Source organism: Paracrocinitomix mangrovi (assembly GCF_019740355.2).
Classification (GTDB): domain Bacteria; phylum Bacteroidota; class Bacteroidia; order Flavobacteriales_D; family Crocinitomicaceae; genus Paracrocinitomix; species Paracrocinitomix mangrovi.
In genome coordinates, this window is sequence record NZ_CP091819.1 from 3,866,561 (window position 1) to 3,884,795 (window position 18,235).

At 34.4% G+C, this 18,235-nt stretch carries 18 protein-coding genes; 8 read left to right on the plus strand and 10 right to left on the minus strand.

Annotation, left to right across the window (positions count from 1 at the left end):
• Positions 1-114: 114 nt before the first annotated feature.
• Complete coding sequence (locus tag K6119_RS17310; protein WP_221835194.1) at positions 115-2,466, plus strand: heavy metal translocating P-type ATPase; 2,352 nt, start codon at positions 115-117, stop codon at positions 2,464-2,466.
• On the opposite strand, the gene K6119_RS17315 is transcribed toward K6119_RS17310, so the two are convergent.
• The 7 genes from K6119_RS17315 to ccoS form a co-directional block, all read right to left on the minus strand.
• Positions 2,458-3,156: a sulfite exporter TauE/SafE family protein gene (locus K6119_RS17315; RefSeq protein WP_221835192.1), complete on the minus strand. Its 699-nt coding sequence runs from the start codon at positions 3,154-3,156 to the stop codon at positions 2,458-2,460. The two genes, K6119_RS17310 and K6119_RS17315, sit on opposite strands and share 9 nt — an antisense overlap.
• Positions 3,157-3,585: a FixH family protein gene (locus K6119_RS17320; protein WP_221835190.1), complete on the minus strand. Its 429-nt coding sequence runs from the start codon at positions 3,583-3,585 to the stop codon at positions 3,157-3,159. It abuts the gene before it with no gap.
• Between the two features lie 12 nt (positions 3,586-3,597).
• Positions 3,598-5,004: a cytochrome c oxidase accessory protein CcoG gene (ccoG, locus tag K6119_RS17325; protein WP_221835173.1), complete on the minus strand. Its 1,407-nt coding sequence runs from the start codon at positions 5,002-5,004 to the stop codon at positions 3,598-3,600.
• 69 nt (positions 5,005-5,073) lie between these two features.
• Positions 5,074-6,168, minus strand: coding sequence for a cbb3-type cytochrome c oxidase N-terminal domain-containing protein (locus K6119_RS17330; RefSeq protein WP_221835171.1), 1,095 nt, complete (start codon positions 6,166-6,168; stop codon positions 5,074-5,076).
• 5 nt (positions 6,169-6,173) lie between these two features.
• Positions 6,174-6,347: a CcoQ/FixQ family Cbb3-type cytochrome c oxidase assembly chaperone gene (locus K6119_RS17335; RefSeq protein WP_221835169.1), complete on the minus strand. Its 174-nt coding sequence runs from the start codon at positions 6,345-6,347 to the stop codon at positions 6,174-6,176.
• Positions 6,347-8,575: a cytochrome-c oxidase, cbb3-type subunit I gene (gene ccoN / locus K6119_RS17340; RefSeq protein ID WP_221835166.1), complete on the minus strand. Its 2,229-nt coding sequence runs from the start codon at positions 8,573-8,575 to the stop codon at positions 6,347-6,349. Before ccoN ends, K6119_RS17335 begins: the two co-directional genes overlap by 1 nt.
• Positions 8,566-8,754 (minus strand): cbb3-type cytochrome oxidase assembly protein CcoS, encoded by a 189-nt coding sequence (gene ccoS / locus K6119_RS17345; protein ID WP_221835164.1) that lies wholly within the window; start codon positions 8,752-8,754, stop codon positions 8,566-8,568. The genes ccoN and ccoS overlap by 10 nt, the downstream gene beginning before the upstream one ends.
• A 237-nt stretch (positions 8,755-8,991) precedes the next feature.
• On the opposite strand from ccoS, the gene K6119_RS17350 reads away from it, so the two are divergent.
• Complete coding sequence (locus K6119_RS17350; protein WP_221835162.1) at positions 8,992-9,819, plus strand: universal stress protein; 828 nt, start codon at positions 8,992-8,994, stop codon at positions 9,817-9,819.
• On the opposite strand, the gene K6119_RS17355 is transcribed toward K6119_RS17350, so the two are convergent.
• From K6119_RS17355 to K6119_RS17365, 3 genes are read right to left on the minus strand one after another with little or no spacing between them, the layout of a single operon-like run.
• Positions 9,816-10,733 carry a TraB/GumN family protein gene (locus tag K6119_RS17355; protein ID WP_221835160.1) on the minus strand — a complete coding sequence of 306 codons (918 nt, stop codon included), beginning with the start codon at positions 10,731-10,733 and terminating at the stop codon, positions 9,816-9,818. The two genes, K6119_RS17350 and K6119_RS17355, sit on opposite strands and share 4 nt — an antisense overlap.
• Before the next feature lie 4 nt (positions 10,734-10,737).
• Positions 10,738-11,445 (minus strand): class I SAM-dependent methyltransferase, encoded by a 708-nt coding sequence (locus K6119_RS17360; RefSeq protein WP_221835158.1) that lies wholly within the window; start codon positions 11,443-11,445, stop codon positions 10,738-10,740.
• Entirely contained in the window at positions 11,445-11,999 is a 555-nt protein-coding gene (locus tag K6119_RS17365) for a plasmid pRiA4b ORF-3 family protein (RefSeq protein ID WP_221835156.1), read from the minus strand. Before K6119_RS17365 ends, K6119_RS17360 begins: the two co-directional genes overlap by 1 nt.
• A gap of 174 nt (positions 12,000-12,173) precedes the next feature.
• Between K6119_RS17365 and K6119_RS17370 the strand changes: the two genes are divergently transcribed.
• The 6 genes from K6119_RS17370 to K6119_RS17395 all read left to right on the plus strand — a co-directional run bounded on the left by K6119_RS17370 (position 12,174) and on the right by K6119_RS17395 (position 18,229).
• Complete coding sequence (locus K6119_RS17370) at positions 12,174-12,488, plus strand: MerR family transcriptional regulator (RefSeq protein WP_221835155.1); 315 nt, start codon at positions 12,174-12,176, stop codon at positions 12,486-12,488.
• 35 nt (positions 12,489-12,523) lie between these two features.
• Complete coding sequence (locus K6119_RS17375; RefSeq protein WP_221835153.1) at positions 12,524-13,327, plus strand: hypothetical protein; 804 nt, start codon at positions 12,524-12,526, stop codon at positions 13,325-13,327.
• 5 nt (positions 13,328-13,332) lie between these two features.
• Positions 13,333-14,139: a hypothetical protein gene (locus K6119_RS17380; protein WP_221835151.1), complete on the plus strand. Its 807-nt coding sequence runs from the start codon at positions 13,333-13,335 to the stop codon at positions 14,137-14,139.
• Positions 14,140-14,236: 97 nt separating this feature from the next.
• Positions 14,237-15,766 carry a glutamine-hydrolyzing GMP synthase gene (gene guaA, locus K6119_RS17385; protein WP_221835148.1) on the plus strand — a complete coding sequence of 510 codons (1,530 nt, stop codon included), beginning with the start codon at positions 14,237-14,239 and terminating at the stop codon, positions 15,764-15,766.
• A complete protein-coding gene (locus tag K6119_RS17390; protein ID WP_221835145.1) occupies positions 15,766-17,604 on the plus strand; it encodes an amino acid ABC transporter substrate-binding protein in 1,839 nt (612 codons plus the stop codon). The genes guaA and K6119_RS17390 overlap by 1 nt, the downstream gene beginning before the upstream one ends.
• 184 nt (positions 17,605-17,788) lie before the next feature.
• Positions 17,789-18,229 (plus strand): hypothetical protein, encoded by a 441-nt coding sequence (locus K6119_RS17395; RefSeq protein ID WP_221835143.1) that lies wholly within the window; start codon positions 17,789-17,791, stop codon positions 18,227-18,229.
• Positions 18,230-18,235: the final 6 nt, after the last annotated feature.

An 18,235-nucleotide genomic window follows, 5' to 3' on the forward strand; every position in this document is an offset into this window, starting at 1 on the left:
TAATAAGAATAATCACTTTTGATATTTGTTAATTATTCTCAGTGTAAAGAATGATGTTTATCAACTCTGTCAGTGGATCTAAGTTTTAACTTTGTATCACTAAATGCTGATATTATGCAGTGTTATCATTGCTCACAAACATGCGAAGAAACCATTTACTTTGACGACAAAGTTTTTTGTTGTGAAGGATGCAAAACTGTTTATACCGTTTTGCATGAAAATGGAATGGAGAAGTTTTACAGTTTAGATCAGAATGCTGGTTTTAGAACTGATTCAACAGATAAAAGATTCGATTTTTTAAATCTTGAAGAAGTTCAGGAAAAACTTTTGTTGTTTTCAGATGGTGGAATAAGTAGAGTAAAGTTTTCATTGCCGCAAATACATTGCAGTTCTTGTTTGTGGTTGTTAGAAAGGTTGCATAAATTCAATCCTGCTATTATTCAGTGTCAGGTGTTTTTTGCTGAAAAAGAGGCTGAAATCACCTTTAATAATGAAGAAATATCGCTTAAACAAATTGCTGAAATACTAACTTCTATTGGGTATGTTCCAAATATTTCATTGAGTGATTTAGACCAAAAGAAGAGTGACAGGGTTAATAGAAAATTGCTAATTCAAATTGGATTAACCGGATTTTGTTTTGGTAATATCATGTTACTAAGTTTCCCTGAGTATGTAGGTTTGGATGAGGCAGATAAATCATTTCAACAAACTTTCAATTATTTGAACTTAATCTTATCTGTTCCGGTTTTGATTTTTGGCGCCAGGGATTATATCATTTCATCATATAAGGCTTTAGCAAACAAACACATTAATATTGATGTCCCAATTACTTTGGGGATTATAGCCCTATATACAAGATCCGCCTATGAGATATTAAGTGGAACAGGAGCGGGATACTTTGATTCTTTTGCCGGTTTAATATTCTTTTTACTTATAGGTAAATGGTTCCAGCAAAAAACGTACAAAGCCATAAATTTTGACAGAGATTACAGATCTTATTTTCCTATTTCAGCTTCACGTAAAAATGGAGATGAAGAAGAAGTAATAGCTCTTAAGAATGTAGGGGTGGGAGATAGATTGGTGATTAGAAATAATGAGTTAATTCCTGCAGATGCTATTTTAATTGAAGGGAATGGCAGAATTGATTACAGTTTTGTTTCCGGAGAATCCATGTTGATCAAAAAGAACCAGGGAGATAAAGTTTATGCAGGAGGTAGACAAATAGGTTCTTCATTAGTTGTTGAGGTTATTAAAGAGATTGAGAATTCGTATCTCACGAGACTTTGGAACAATCCGGTATTTAAAAAGGACAAAAACAGAAAATCCATAGTTGATAACATTAGTAAGTATTTTACTATTGCAATTTTGTTGATTTCGGCTATTGCGGCTTTAGTTTGGTATCAAATTGATCCTGACAAAATGCCATTTGTAATAACGTCCGTACTTATTGTTGCCTGTCCTTGTGCTTTGGCCTTATCCGCGCCATTTACTTTTGGAAACATGATAAGAAGGTTGGGGGAGAAAGACTTTTTTCTTAGATCTACAGATGTGATAGAACCATTGACTGAAATTACAGATATAGTTTTTGATAAGACGGGAACATTAACAGATAACAGTAAAACAGAGGTTGTATGGTCGGGTACTGATTTAACAGATGATCTTAAATCAAAAATTGCTTCAATAAGTAAGCAGTCCTCACATCCCCTTAGCAGAAATATCTATAAGTTTTTATCTAAGTATGATTCAAATATCGAGTTAGATGAGCTGGAAGAATTTGCAGGAAAAGGAATAGAAGCCAAAATTGGAGACGATCTTTATAAAATGGGATCTGCAGATTGGTTAGGGATTCACATAAATTATAAAGGCAGTTGTGTAGTAATTACAGAAAATAATGAGGTGTTAGGATATTTTGAGTTTCACAATCAGTACAGATCAGAGATCAGCACATTGATTTCAACCTTTCAGGATAAGTATTTGTTACATGTTTTATCCGGAGATAATGATACTGAAGCTGACAGATTGAGAGCTTTAATGGGTGATAAAGTAGTGCTAAAATTCAATCAAAGCCCCGAAGATAAACTGCAATATATTGCTGATTTGCAAACTCAGGGCAGCAATGTAATGATGATTGGTGATGGTTTGAATGATGCCGGTGCTTTAAAACAAGCCAATGTGGGTGTTGCTGTAGTTGATGACGTTTATTCTTTTTCTCCTTCTTCAGATGCTATTATATCAGGAAAAAAGCTAATTGCTTTAAAGGAGTATATCAATTATGCTTTTCAAGGAATTGATGTAATAAGAATTAGTTATATATTCTCATTTATCTACAATGTAATTGGATTGTCTTTTGCTTTAACTGGTCAGCTAACGCCATTAATAGCAGCAATCTTAATGCCTTTGAGTTCGATCTCTGTGGTGTCTTTGGTTACCTTGCTAACCAATTTAAAAAGCAGAAAATTAAATTGAGGCTTGTTCACAAATTTGAAAGTGATCACCTTCTTTAGGCTGTTCAATTTTTGTGTTCAGTTGTGAGATGCCTTTGTACATCATAAAGGCGCTTAGCAATAAGAATGCAACCAATCTAACTTTGGCAGGATTGAACTTTAGTTTTGATTTTATGAAGCCAGATGCTAGAATTACAGCAGACAAGGCTGGCATAGTACCAATACCAAAAAACACCATGTATAAAACACTTTCTAAAAGCGAAGGTTGAATCATGGCTCCCAAAGCAGCAATGTAAACCATCCCACAAGGAATAAATCCATTAAAGAATCCTATATATAAGCCGTAATCTAATCTGTGTTTTGCAACAACTTGACTTAGCTTATTTTTGAAGTTAATCAGAGTGGAAAAGAGCTTAAATCCTTTCTTTTCTGCATAATTTAAAATAGAAGGAATTAATGCCAACAGTCCGATCACAACTCCTACTGAAATGGTGATAATTGCCTGAACTTTAAATGAGTCAATAAATGCTGTAAAAAGGCCAAATAACAAGCCTATTAAAACGTATGCAGATACTTTTCCAAGGTTATAAAGACCTGCCGCAATTAGCTTGTTTTTCCCTTTAGATCCGGGAACCATTAAAGCAATAGGGCCACACATGCCAACACAGTGCCAGCTGCCCATTGCTCCTAATATGAATGCAGACCAAAGCATTTAAAATTGAATGTCATCTTCAAATAGATAATCCTTTTGCTTGTCATTCCATCTGACAGAAACATCATATCTACCCTTTACAAACTCTTCATAAGGCAAACATTGATCTCCGTTGTTGTCTGCTTCAATTGAAAAAGTTCTATCAAATATTTTACCGTCTGCTCTGTAAAACTCAATTGTTCCTTCTGAATTTTGAACATTTTCGGGAAAATGAAAACATACACCCTCTTCTTTTTGAATAATGTTCACGTTTTCATTTAGTTCCTTGTAGTTTTTTCTGCTGACTTTATCTTTGTCAATATTCACTTCTTCTTCGTAGTAATTATCAGTTACTAATTCAGCTTCATACTGAGTTGCACGATATACAAAAGATAGAATGAAAAGCATAAATGCTGCAATTCCTATTGTAATTCCTTTACCCCAATTCATAATTCTATTTTTTTAAAATCCAGGACCTGCAAAATCGATTGTTTCTTGCTCAATCAATTTTCCTTTTGAATAGATTCCTATTTCAACAGGCGTGTCCGGTCCTTCAATATTGTCATTTGACATTTTCACAACGAATTCTCTTCTTATTATTTCTCCTTTAGGAAGTTCAAAAGATCCACCTACAATCTCTACAGTTGCATTTCCACTCAAAACTTCCATAGTAACAGTGTGATCCTCATTTGACTTATTCATAAAACTTCCTTTGAAAATGTTAGAGTAGGTGTGATCATCAATTTTTTGATAAGTTGTTCCATCTGCTCTAATGATGGTAGTTTCAACCGCATCTCTTGTTAAAATCAATGTTGCCAGTAATCCAACTATAGCAAACATCAAAACAATGTAAGCTTTGGCTCGTAATGTTAGCTTCCATGGTTTTTTTGTGGAGATTTCATCCTCAGATGCGTATTTGATCAGTCCTTTTTCAAGTCCAACATTATCCATCATGAAATCACATGCATCCATACATAAAGTACAGTTTACACATTCTAATTGAGTTCCATTTCTAATGTCAATTCCTGTAGGACAAACATGTACACATTGGTTGCAGTCTATACAGTCTCCTTTGCCTTCCGCTTTTCTGTCTTCATTCTTTTTGAATTTGGCTCTTCCTTCACCTCTTTCATGATCATAAGCAACTACAATTGAGTTTTTATCAAGTAAAACTCCTTGGAGTCTTCCATAAGGACAAACTGTAGTACATACTTGTTCTCTGAACCAGGTAAATACGGCAAAAAATACCGTGGTAAATAAAACTATAGCAATCAGTCCTCCTATGTGATTTGATGGGCTGTCTATGATAATAGCTTTTAATTCTTCAATACCAATAATGTATGCTAAAAATGTGTTAGCAATTGCAAAAGAGATTAACCAGAAAATACCCCATTTTAGGATTCTTTTTCTGATTTTATAGCCGTTCCATGGCATTTTATCCAATTTCTTTTGCTGAGTCCAATCACCATCAATCAGGTATTCAATTCGTCTAAATACCATTTCCATGAATACCGTTTGAGGGCATACCCAACCGCAAAAGAGTCGACCGAAAACGACGGTAAAAACAATTACCAGAACTATAAATGAAATTAGTCCTATGGCAAAAATGAACATGTCAGATGGCCAGAAAATTTGTCCAAAAATGACAAACTTTCTTTCCAAAATATTCAACATCAGCAGTGGCTCTCCATTGATCTTTAAAAATGGACCAATAAAGAGAATTGTAAGTAGTGTGTAGGCTACTATACTTCTTCTGTTAAAATACTTTCCTTTCTGTTTCTTAGGGAAAACCCACACACGTTTTCCCTTTTCATCTACAGTTGAAATAGAGTCTCTAAACTCTTCTTCAAATCTTTGTTCATTACTCATAATTGATATATTTCTTTAGGTGTGATGGTAAGTGCTAGTAATGTGTGTTGTTGTAGTTGTTATTGTTGTTTATTCCTCCGGAGGAAAATAATCTCCTTTAGGTTCTTGTCCTTCTGGTGGAAGAATAGGATCCAGTTGGTTAATGTACGAAGCCACAGCCTGAATCTGTAATCCGTTTAGGTCATTTTTCCAGGCTCTCATCCCGTTGTTTGCACCATTGTAAATGGTATGGAACATTTCCTGCATTGAAGGACCATAAATCCAATAATCATCAGTAAGGTTTGGACCTGCACCACCTCGTCCACCATCCATGTGGCATGTTTGGCAGTTTTGAACAAAGATGTTTCTTCCTTCATTAATTGTTGCTGCATCATCCAAGAAAACTGCAGATTCTTCAGTTACTAATTCAGGGTGAGCTGCTTTGTACTCGGCAACCTCAATTAACCCTTTTTCAATATTGGCTTCCAGTTCTTGTTCTTGAGTTGGTCCTCCACCTGGAACATTGTAATAAATAAAGTATACAAACGCCCAAGCAATTGTGATGTAAAAACCATACTTCCACCAAGGTGGTAAATTGTTGTCCAATTCCTTAATACCATCATAGTCATGATCTAATAAAATCGAACCTTCTTCTTCAATTGGTTTAGCATCCGTCAATTGTTTTTGGAATCTTGCCCACAGCTTGAATTTTTTAGCCGGTGCATATTCTGACATGAATAAATTCATCATTCTTGACAGATAAAGGATCATAAATACTAAACAGATGTCAAATACTACTAATCCCCAAAACGCTTCATCCGAAAACGGAATTTCCATTGACATTGGTTCGTAAGCTTCAGCTGCAAAAGTATTTCCACTAACCCCTAGCGCAAGAATTAAAGCGATAACCTTAATACCTTTGTTGAGGTCTTTGTTCATTTTAAACTTCACAACTTTACTCAAGTTAAGTGCCATCCCTACAGTAATTGCAACCAAAAGGATGGTGACAGTCATCATGAGCACAAAAAGCTGATTAGATGACATCCCCATTCTTTCATACATGGGGCGACTTTTCTCCGCAACCGTATTTACAACTTCGGCAGCATCTTGAGAAAATCCTACTTTACCAAATGCTATTATGGCAAAGCTTAATAGTAATTGTTTAACGTTCAATAGCTGTTTCATGATGATTAATTTTCGTCGTCTAATGGAATGTTTTTTAATTCTTCAACTCTACTTTTTTTAAGCTTGAACACATAAAAGCTCAAACCAATAAAAAATGAGAAGAAGATGATGAATGAGATGATTGGATAAATTTCCACTCCTTCTATACCGTTTAAATATCCTTTAATATCGCTTAACATTATTCATTGATTTTTGTAGTGTCTACTTCATTTAATTGTTCTGGAGCAGGGCTTGAAACCGTGTCAATAATTACCTCATTAACTTCAGTTTCTTCTTCTGCCGGAGATTCTTTTAGGATATCAGATCCTAATCTCTGCAAGTAAGCAATCAATGCAATTACCTCCATGTCCGGTCTTGCTTTAGTGATTTCAGGATCACCTGTAATGATCTCTTGATAAATCTCTTCAGCTTGTACCTTTAGATCATCTACCGCTTGATCTTCGTATCCTTCAGGATATGGAACTCCTAGTTTTCTCATTACCGAGATTTTTCTAGGTGTATTTGAAATATCCAAAGGATCAGTTAACCAAACGTAAGCCGGCATCACAGACTCAGGGTTTACGTGTCTTGGATTAATCAAGTGTTTATAATGCCATGCAGATGGGTTATTGATACTGTTCCCTCTTCCTGATCTGTGAAGGTCAGGACCGGTTCTCTTAGATCCCCATTGGAATGGATGATCATATACGAACTCACCACCTTTTGAGTATTGACCATATCTGGCAACTTCATCCCTAAATGGCCGCACCCATTGTGAGTGACAGTTGTAACATCCTTCTCTAATATAAATGTCTCTACCTTCTAACTCCAAAGGAGTATATGGTTGTACAGATTCAATTTTAGTAACATTAGAACTTACCATCATGGTAGGAATAATCTCTACAATACCTCCAACTAAGATGGCAAACAATGATAAGATCAAGAATTTAACCGGACGTCTTTCAATCCATGAATGCCAGTGTTCTCCTCTGTGTCCTTTTTTAGGATTAACCAATGCAGGGGCTTCAGCACTTTCATCCGGAACAAAGCTTCCTTGTTTGGCAGTTTTAACTAAGTTGTAAACCATAATCAATGCTCCAACTATGTACAATGCCCCACCTAAAGAACGAACCATATAGAATTCATGTAGCGCGTTTACAGTTTCGTTGAAAGAACTAGCTAAAGTTCCATCAAGATTGAATTCTTTCCACATCATTCCCTGCATGAATCCTGCGATATACATTGGGATCACCCAAAGTACAATTCCAATAGTTGCTAACCAGAAGTGAGTGTTTGCCAAGCTTTTAGAGAAAAGCTTTGTGTTCCACATTTTAGGAACCAAGAAGTAAGCCATACCAAATGTTAACATACCGTTCCATCCCAATCCTCCAACGTGAACGTGCGCAACTGTCCAATCTGTAAAGTGAGAAATGGAGTTTACCATTTTTAATGAAAGAATTGGTCCTTCAAAAGTTGCCATACCATAGCATGTTACAGCAACTACCATGAATTTTAAAACTGCGTCATCACGTACGCGGTCCCAGGCTCCCCTTAGTGTTAATAATCCATTTAACATACCACCCCATGAAGGGAAAATCAACATTACAGAGAACACAACACCTAATGTTTGAGCCCAATGTGGTAATGAAGAGAATAATAAGTGGTGAGGACCTGCCCAGATATAAATAAAGATCAGTGCCCAGAAGTGAATAATTGAAAGTCTGTATGAATAAACCGGTCTATTGGCTGCCTTCGGAATAAAGTAATACATTAATCCCAGGTAAGGTGTAGTCAAGAAAAATGCTACGGCGTTATGTCCGTACCACCATTGTACCAATGCATCTTGTACACCTGCATACCAGCTATAACTTTTCAAAAAGTTAACAGGAAGTTCAAATGAGTTTACAATGTGAAGAACTGCAACTGTTACAAATGTGGCAATGTAAAACCAAATGGCAACATACATATGTTTTACTCTTCTCTTAAGAATAGTACCAAACATGTTCCACCCAAACACCACCCAAATTAAGGTAATGGCAATATCAATTGGCCACTCTAACTCAGCATATTCTTTACCAGTTGTGTATCCAAAAGGTAAGGTTAATACCGCCGATAAAATGATCAATTGCCAACCCCAGAAATTGATTTTACTCAGCATATCTGAGAACATTCTGGTTTTGAGTAATCGCTGTAATGAGTAATATACTCCGGCAAAAATACCGTTACCTACAAAGGCAAAAATTACCGCGTTTGTATGCAGTGGTCTTATACGTCCAAATGATAACCAGCTGAATAGGTTAAGATCTGGCCAAACTAATTCCAGTGCCGCAAATAAACCGACTAACATTCCGATTACACCCCATACTACGGTGGCGATAAGGAACAATCTAACAATTCGGTTGTCGTAGCTAAACTTCTCTAATTGCATTCCTTTTTGGTTTTTGATGTTTGATGAGTTTGATCTTCGTCTTCACTGTCAAAAAGCATTCGAACGGCTGGTCCATAAGTGTCATCAAATTGACCATTTTTCGAGGCCCAGATAAAAGACACTAAAAAGAATAAAGCCAAACTAACACTGATTGCGAGTAGAACGAATATTATTCCCATCTGATTAATTTTTAATTATTTAAGTAATCCCAAAACTACTATTTCTATATGTTATAACTAAAACAGTAGGTTAAATTTACTTTAAACTTATTTTCACAAGACAAATCTATTTGAACTATAGAATCAAACTTCTGATACCGGACAGTGGTATTTATGATATTAATCATATATTGTATAGAATGGAAGTCAAATTAATTAAAGATGATGCCATTATCTTTGGATTAAAACTTAGAATATATGAAAGAGACAATCAAAAAAATATTGATCCCAACTGATTATTCAGCTAATGCTTATAGGGCAGCAAATTTTGGGTTGAATCTGGCAAAAAAGATGAACGCTGAGGTAATTCTTTTTCATGCTTATCATTATCCAATGGCAACTGCTGAGGATATGGTTTTTATAGAAAAAATGAAAGATGGAGAGGTGTCTAAATTGCAGGCGGAAGTAGAAACTTATCAGCATAAATATCCCGGAGTTTCTATAAAGTCTATTGTTGAATTTGGTTCTGTAGTGGACCTGGTTGAAAGCATTGTGTTGGAAGAAAAAGTTGATTTGGTCATCATGGGTACAAAAGGAGAAACCGGAGCATTGGATGTGGTTTTTGGAAGTGTAGCCTCAAATATTATAAACGTTGTAAAGTGTAGCATGTTAATTATACCTGAAGCAGCACACGAGTTTAAATTAGAAGAGGTTATTTTGGCTACTGAATTCCGCAAACATAAATCAGCTGAGGTATACGCTCCTTTACTTGAATTACTGGACATTTTTGGAGCTTCGGTTGCTATTGTAAATGTTCAAAAAGAAGTGGATTTTAATGAAGTTCCTTCAAAAGGTGAAATTGAAACGGATGATATTTTTAAAGATTACAAACACAGTCATCACTTTGTGGAGGCCAGTAATGTTGAAGAAGCATTGTTTGACTTTTCAAAATCTCATTCTGCAGATATGATTGTCACTATGACCAGACACTATAACATTTGGGAACAAATCTGGCATAAAAGTTTGTCTAAAAAACTGGCATTGCATTCTAGCAAACCACTTTTTATTATACATGAAGATGCTTAGTCTTCTGTGGAGATAGGTGTTACTTTATAACCTTCTTTTTTTAATAGGTCAATTACGCCTCCATCACCAAAAAGATGCGCGGCGCCTACAGCAATAAAAATACGCTTGGATTCCATTTCCTTTTTGATTTTAGGAATCCAGGCTTTGTTTCTATCATACAAGAAAACATCACTGTAATCCATAAATTCAGGAGATTGTTTTTTCATCAACGGAATTAGTTTATCCACTCTTTGCTCAGAGTAGATCTCCATCATTTTTTCAGTACTTTTCTTTTCTTTTTTAAAGTTTTCAATGCTTTCTACAATAAGTGAATTCATTGCTTCTTGCGGGATGGTGTCAAAAAATCCTAGTTGCTGTTCAATTGTTTCTAACCCAATCAATGGGATTTCATTTTTACCTGCTATACTCATGAATTGCAAGTCATAAGATTCAGTTTCACTTGAAAAGTAATTTTGAGAAATGGCTTGAAGGATAAAAAATGGCTTCATTTGTCCATAAACTTCAAAAAAAGCGTCTGGTTCCATCCCTAATTCTTTGTCAAAAAAACCAACGATTGTCTTCATTTCTTCCTTTGTAAAAATTGATCTGATATCACCAGTATCTAATTTCATCAATTCCATTGTTTTCAAAGGGTTTGGCATTCCACCAACTTCCATTACAATAGCATCTGACTCTTTCGCAAGCTTTGTCATTTTATCTGTAAAATGAAAATACTCTGCATCTATCATATGCATGGTTCCATACATATATGAAGTTTTAGCTCCTTCTTTTTCAATTTTCCAAAGCAGTGAATTTCCATTTTCTACAACTTTATCATCACCTTCAGTTACTACTTCTTCATTGTTAGGAGTATCAGAAGAGCAAGAGATAAAAGAAAAAACGATTGAAAAAATAAGGATCAAATACTGTTTCATTTTGTCAGATTTTTAAGACTGCAAGGTAATGATTGTTTTCACCTTCCATGATAATTTCTGTATCAAAGCCAGATTTGGAGGCATAATCGGTTAATGTATGAGGATCAATGTAAATCCAATCAAACCAACCGGATTCAACTTCTTTATATTTCATATTAAATTGAATCTCGCCGTAATAAACTGAATTCAAATCAACCCACATAGATCCATCTTCTTCTTCATACATATATTTGATGTCGGTTGAGTCGCAAATAATTGTACCTCCCGGATTAAGTAGTGTTTTTAGATGATTTAATGCCGGAGTTAACTTGTCTAAATTCCCCACCAAACCAATTCCGTTCATCAACATTAAGATGGTGTCAAACTTTTCATTTTTTAAGTCAAGAAATGATATTTGTTTGGCGTTTACATCTTTGCTTAGCATGTATTCAACTGCTCCATTTGAAATATCTACAGCTAACACATCCTTTTTGTTTTCAATTAGCCAAGTGCTATGACAACCTGTTGCAGCACCAATATCAAGTACTCTGCCCTTTGAAAGTTGCAATGCTTTTTGCTCAATTTTAGGCATTAAATCAAACGTTCTAAACAGGTGTGAAACGGGAATTATATCATCTTCACACAAATCTGATTCAACAATAATATTCTCAGCTGAACCATTTTTGTAAAAATCGTGAATTGCGAATCCTATTGGGTCTTTTTCAAAGGTCATTAGAAGTCCATGTCGTCGATATTTTCAAATCCCTCAAAGTCTTCATCTTCGTCATCAAAATCTGAAAAAATATCATCTAAATCATTTCCTAACTCGAGATCTGCGTCCATTCCGAAATCAGCATTAAAATCAATTTCTTTGCTCATTTCATCTGGGGCATCACCTACTGATAAAACCAATTGTGGGTCATCATAATCGGTTGGTAATGTATCAACCAGCTCTATCATAAAACACCACATTCTCAAGAAATCATACACCAATACAAATTTTTGATCTTCGTTGTTGACCAAATCTGAAAGTATGGTTTCTTTCATGATAGATGGAGCATCAAGGTTGTTGTTGATTTCCATGTCCATTAAAGCAATTTCATGGCCTTTATCCCATTCTTCATTGCTGACATAAAAAGAAGCCAACTCCTGGCCTGAGAAGCCAAATGAAGTAATAATTGCCCTGTAAAAAATTTCGAAATTTTCAGATGAGGATATGACAATATCTCTGAAGATTTCTTCATTCCCATCAGTATCAAGCAGTATGCGAAATTTGTATGAAGGCATTGTCTTCTTTTGTTTAAGAAAGCAAATATATCAGTTGTCTTTGAATTATTTTTATTCCCAGAGATATATTAATGGATTTTTTAGACGTAATTAATATTTTTGGGAATAAGTATCGAATTATCTGCGTTTCATCCTAGTTTTTACTAATTTTAATTAGTTTCCTATTTTTATCAGATGTCAAAATTGTATTATTCAATAGGTGAGGTAGCTAAAATGTTTGATGTGAATGCATCATTGATTCGCTTTTGGGAAAAAGAGTTTAGCTTGATTAAACCTAAAAAGAATAAAAAAGGTAACAGACTTTTTACTGAAAAGGACATTGAGAATTTTCGTCGTATTTACGAATTGGTAAAAGAAAAAGGGTACACCTTAGATGGAGCTAAGGTTGCGCTCAAAAACAAGGATGTCAAAACTACAGATCAACATGACATAATTGCAAAGTTGGAGCAGGTTAAAAGAGAATTAAACAAGTTGAAAAACGACTTATAATATTGGTATAGATTTTGATCTATTTAAATAAGATGATGAAAAAGGCGATTATAGGATTATCTGCTTTGGGAGTGTTTTTGGTAATGCTCTTATTGTTCGCATTTGCTAAAGAAACAGAATTAGCAGGCGATAATAAATTCAGAGTAGTGCATGTTGAAGGTAAAATCGTTTTCGTGAAGTCTAACAAGGAAATGAAAAGAGGTGATACATATATTGCCGGTACAACATTAAATTTTGAAACTTCTAAGTCTCGTGCGGCAGTTATTAATGAGTCAAAAGGCAGATTTGTTTTGACTGGTAATAGTAGAGGTAAAGTACGAGTATTGCCAGCAGCAAATAATATTTCGGCAAGGGGTGGTGCTTTATTAAATGCAGTTGATCTAAAGAATCATTTTGAAGGAAGATACTTGATTTTAGACCGAACAGAATTGGAAATTGGTCGTGGAACTTTTCCAATGAATGACTCCCAATTTTTTTATTTGACATATCCGTATAAAGGAGAGGAAATTGCAAAGCAATTACCATATAATGACAACAAATTGATTTTTGATAAAACTGAAATTTTTAAGGTTGATGGAAATCCAATTCCGGTTGAAGAAAAGGAAATGACTTTGTATTATAGACAAAATGGAAAAGGTACAAAAGTGAATAGTTTTACTCCTGTTTTTCCTGATTTACTTGACTTGAAAGAGGAAGTTTTATTAATTTTGGAATCACTTGAAAGTAAATCATTTGACGAGCAGAAAAAAGAAGTGTCCGCACACCTAAATGAGTTTTACGGAAAAGTAAATATGACAGACCTAACGGTTTGGATGGAAAAAGAATTTAAAAAGAAATAATTGATATGAAAAAGATAATTACAATCTCAGCTTTGACCTTGGCAGCAATGATGATTACTGTTTCATTTATGGGTAATGAAAAGTCTAAAAGTTTTGCCGGAGCGGATAAGTATAAAGTGATTAAGGTTGATGGTAAAATTGTTTTTCAAAAGACTAAAGAGAGCATGAAAAAAGGAGATATCTTTTTATCAGGAATGGCGCTTTCTTTTGAGACTCCACAGTCTAGAGCAGCTGTAATTTCTTCACTAAAAGGAAGGTTTGTTTTATCGGCTTCTGAAAAAGGACAAACTAAAATTTTACCGGCGGCTAATAATATTTCTTCAAGAGCAGGTGCATTGATCAATGTGATAGATTTACAAAATCACTTTGCCGGAAAGTATTTAGTTATTGGTGAAATGAGATTGGAACTAGGAAAAGAAGCATTTCCAATGGATGATAAAAACTTCTTTTTCTTATCATATGATCATAACAATGAAGCAATCAACAAAAAGTTAGATTCAGATGGGCAGTTCCTTATTTTGAACAAAGAAGAAATTTTCAAAATAGACGGAGAAGCAATTCCTGTTGAGGAAAAAGAAATGACTTTGTATTATTTAAGTGATGGTAAGAAAACAAAAATCAGCACTTTCACCCCTGTATTCCCAGATGAGAAAGATTTAAAAGATGAAATCGAAATCATTTTGGCGGAATATCAGGACAAAGATGGTAAAGAGAAAATCAAAGAAGTTACCGCCTACTTAAATGAATTTTATGGGCATCCACAAAAGGAGAATTTAGCTGAGTGGATGAAGAAAGAATTCAATATTGAATAAGTAGATTTTTTCCACACATTATAAAGATTTATTAACGAAAAATAATTTCGTTGATTGAATGATGCATTTAAGCACTTAGAGTTTATATCTTTGCGCCATGCAAGAGACAATCCTTATCCTTGATTTTGGCTCTCAATATACGCAACTAATAGCCAGAAGGCTTAGAGAGCTAAATGTGTATTGTGAAATTCATCCATGGAACAAAGCGCCTGAATTAACACCTGAAGTTAAGGGAGTTATTTTTTCAGGATCTCCATTTTCAGTTAGAGATGAAAATTCTCCTAAACCTGAAGTAGATAAATACAAAGGTAAAGTACCATTATTAGGTGTTTGTTTTGGAGCTCAGTTTTTAGCCCAAAATTTTGGTGGAGAAGTAATGGCTTCCAATACTAGAGAATATGGAAGAGCTCACTTATCGTTTGTTGGGGAATCTGTCTTAGCTAAAGATGTTGTCAATAATAGTCAGGTTTGGATGAGTCATGGTGATACCATTACTAGAATTCCAGACAATTACCGTGTAATTTTTAGTACTGAAGATGTTGAGGTAGCTGGTTTCGAAATTGAAGGTGAAAATACCTTTGGTGTTCAGTTTCATCCAGAGGTTTACCACTCAGAGTATGGTAAGAATCTATTAAAAAACTTTGTTGTTGATATTTGTAAATGCGAACAAAGTTGGACACCTGCTTCTTTTATCGAATCAACAGTTGAAGAGTTGAGAGAAAAACTTGGAGATGATAAAGTGATTTTAGGTTTGTCAGGTGGAGTTGATTCATCTGTAGCTGCAACTTTATTGAATAAAGCTATTGGACAAAATTTGTATTGCATTTTTGTTGACAATGGTTTACTAAGAAAAAATGAATTTGAAGAGGTGTTAGCTTCTTACAAAGGATTGGGACTTAATGTAAAGGGAGTTGATGCTAAAAGTAGATTTTATGAAGGCTTGAAAGGAGAGTCTGATCCTGAAAAGAAAAGAAAAATCATTGGAAATATTTTTGTTGAAGTATTTGACGAAGAATCACATTTAGTAGAGAATGCAAAATGGCTTGGTCAGGGGACTATTTATCCTGATGTAATCGAGTCAGTTTCTGCTACTGGTGGTCCGTCTGCTACTATTAAATCTCATCACAATGTTGGGGGATTACCTGATTATATGAAGTTAAAAGTGGTTGAGCCTTTGAGATTACTTTTTAAAGATGAGGTAAGAAGAGTTGGAAGAGAATTAGGTATACCGGATACGATCATAGGAAGACATCCTTTTCCTGGTCCGGGTCTTGGAATTCGAATCTTGGGAGATATCACAGCAGAAAAGGTACAGATATTGCAAGAGGTAGATCATATATTTATTAAAGGATTGAAAGATTGGGGATTATATGATGATGTTTGGCAAGCAGGAGTAATTTTGTTGCCTGTACAATCTGTAGGAGTGATGGGGGATGAAAGAACTTACGAAAATGCAGTGGCGTTACGTGCAGTTTCTTCAACAGATGGGATGACGGCAGATTGGGTACATTTACCTTATGATTTTCTTGCAAAAATCTCCAATCAAATTATTAATGGTGTCAAAGGAATTAATCGTGTAACTTATGATATAAGTTCTAAGCCACCAGCAACAATTGAATGGGAATAATGAAGAATCTATTACTGATATTGTCAATTTTTATGTTGAGTAATGTATTTGCTCAGCCTGAAGATGCAGTTGTTAAAACAATTGAAGGAAAAAAGTATTACATACATGTTGTTGCTCAAGGAAATACCTTGTACGGTATACATTCATTGTACAATACAGAAATAGAGGATATTTTAAATGCTAATCCGGGATTGTCAGATAATCTAACCATTGGTCAGCAAATATTGATTCCAATTGATGTTTCAAATCAGAACTTTTACAATGAACATACAGTCGCTGAAGGTGAAACCCTCTACGGAATTTCAAGAAAATATAATTGTACTGTTGATGATTTAAAAAATATTAACCCTGGAATAGAATCAGGTTTGCAAATTGGGCAAAAATTAAAGATTCCAAAACCAGACAGTGAAAATGTAACAGAACAAATTCAGGAGCAAGAAACGGAGGTTTTGGATTATAATATTTCATTATCAGATTCTATTGTGAATCACACAGTACTGGAACATGAAACTTTGTATTCAATATCTAAACGATACATGGTTTCTTCTGATACAATCCGTTTATTGAATAATATCAGAGGTAATAAGGTGAAAAAAGGTGATGTGCTTTTGATTCCAATTAAAAAAGTAAATTATACAATTCTTGAAAAACAAGTAGAAGATATCACTCAGGAAGATTCTTTAGGAATCCCATTCAAAGGTGTTAAAAAAGGAACCTATAAGATAGCAGTTTTTCTTCCTTTTATGTTTGCTCAAAACGACATTGAAATGAGCAAGACTTTAAAAATTGGACAACACCGAGAATTGGATCCTACAACCAAAATATCTTTTCAATTTTATCAAGGATTAAAACTTGCAGTAGATTCACTAAAACAGGCTGGTTTAAATGTAGACTTATATGCTTTTGACACAAAAAAAGATTCTAATGCTATTGCGAAAATTATGGATAGTGAAGAGTTTAATAATGTTGATTTAGTTATTGGTCCGTTGTATAAGAATACGATTGCTTATGTTGTTAATAGATGTGCAAAAGAAAACATCAAGGTTGTGCTTCCATTTAAAGTAGATGCAGGAGTATTACATGAGCATTCAAATGTTTTTAAGTGTGTTACATCAAATATGACCTTGATGGACGGAACTATTGATTATCTGGTAGAAAATCATGCACATCACAACATCATTATCCTAAAACCATATTCTGAATCAGATAAAGCCCTGTATGAAAGAGCAAAAGCCAGATTTAATGAAAAAATTACTGGTAAACCATCTATGAATGGTAAAATCCTTGAATACGAATGGGGAAGTTCAAGCGGGAGGGAGATAAACGCCAAAATGAGAAAAGACACGACAAGTATCTTTATCATTCCGTCAAACGATCCTAAATATGTTACCGGGGCTTTAAATAGATTAAATAAGGTGGTGAATTTAAATCCTTATGCTAAGAATTTAAAGGTAGTAGCATTTGGATTTGAAGACTGGAACAATTTTGATGCAATTGATGTACTTCATAGAGAAAAATTAAACCAACATTATTCAACATACAGATATGTTGATTATAATACCGGTAAGGGTTTGAATTTTGTAAAAAGTTACAGATATCATACTGGTATTGATCCCACTGTATATTCTACCCAAGGATTTGATGTAGGGATGTATTTCTTAAGTGCAATGTATCTATATGGCACTTCCTTTGATCAATATCTGAAAATGCATAATATGCCTTTGGTGCAGAATAGCTTTTCATTTAAATCTATTGCAGCTGGTTCAGGGTTTGAAAACCAAAGTGTATCAGTTGTTAAATATCAAAACTTTGAATTAGTGCCCTGTAAAGGAAAATAGTCTTCTTTTATCCCATTTTTAACTCAATTTTAAAGGGTTGTTACCTAGTTGTTAACAATCTAATCCTAGTATTATCAAGGTATTAGCTCTGTTATTCACAAAGAATGTGATTTTTCTTTAAGTATAATGCCAACCCTGTTAAGAATTCAACGTCTTAAATCTGAGTATACTAAAAAACTATTGCATGAAGACCCTTCTTACAACCTTGGTATTCCTTACTTTGTGGAATGTCAATGCGCAGACTTTAAATAATGAACAGTTTATTGTTGAATATTTAGGTCAAACGCATTTTTCTGAATTACAAAATTCCAATCCCAGTTATTTAAAATTTTTAGATGTCAGATGTTCTGATGGTTTTAAAATTTTGGATTTCGTTGATGAGAAAATGAGTGACTTTAGTGTCATCAATGAGATACGTGTAATAACGGATGGAGACAAATCCCAAAAGCAAATGGTTACTGCTCAGCAGTTAGTAGATGATTATGCTGATGGAAGTTTCAATTTCATCAAATATCAATTACAATACGACCGTTCAGAAATTACCTATTATGTGTTGGGAAGCACAGGGAAGGTGATCATGATTTATCCAACTGAATACATTAATAAAATTCAGGCGGAAAAATAGTTTATA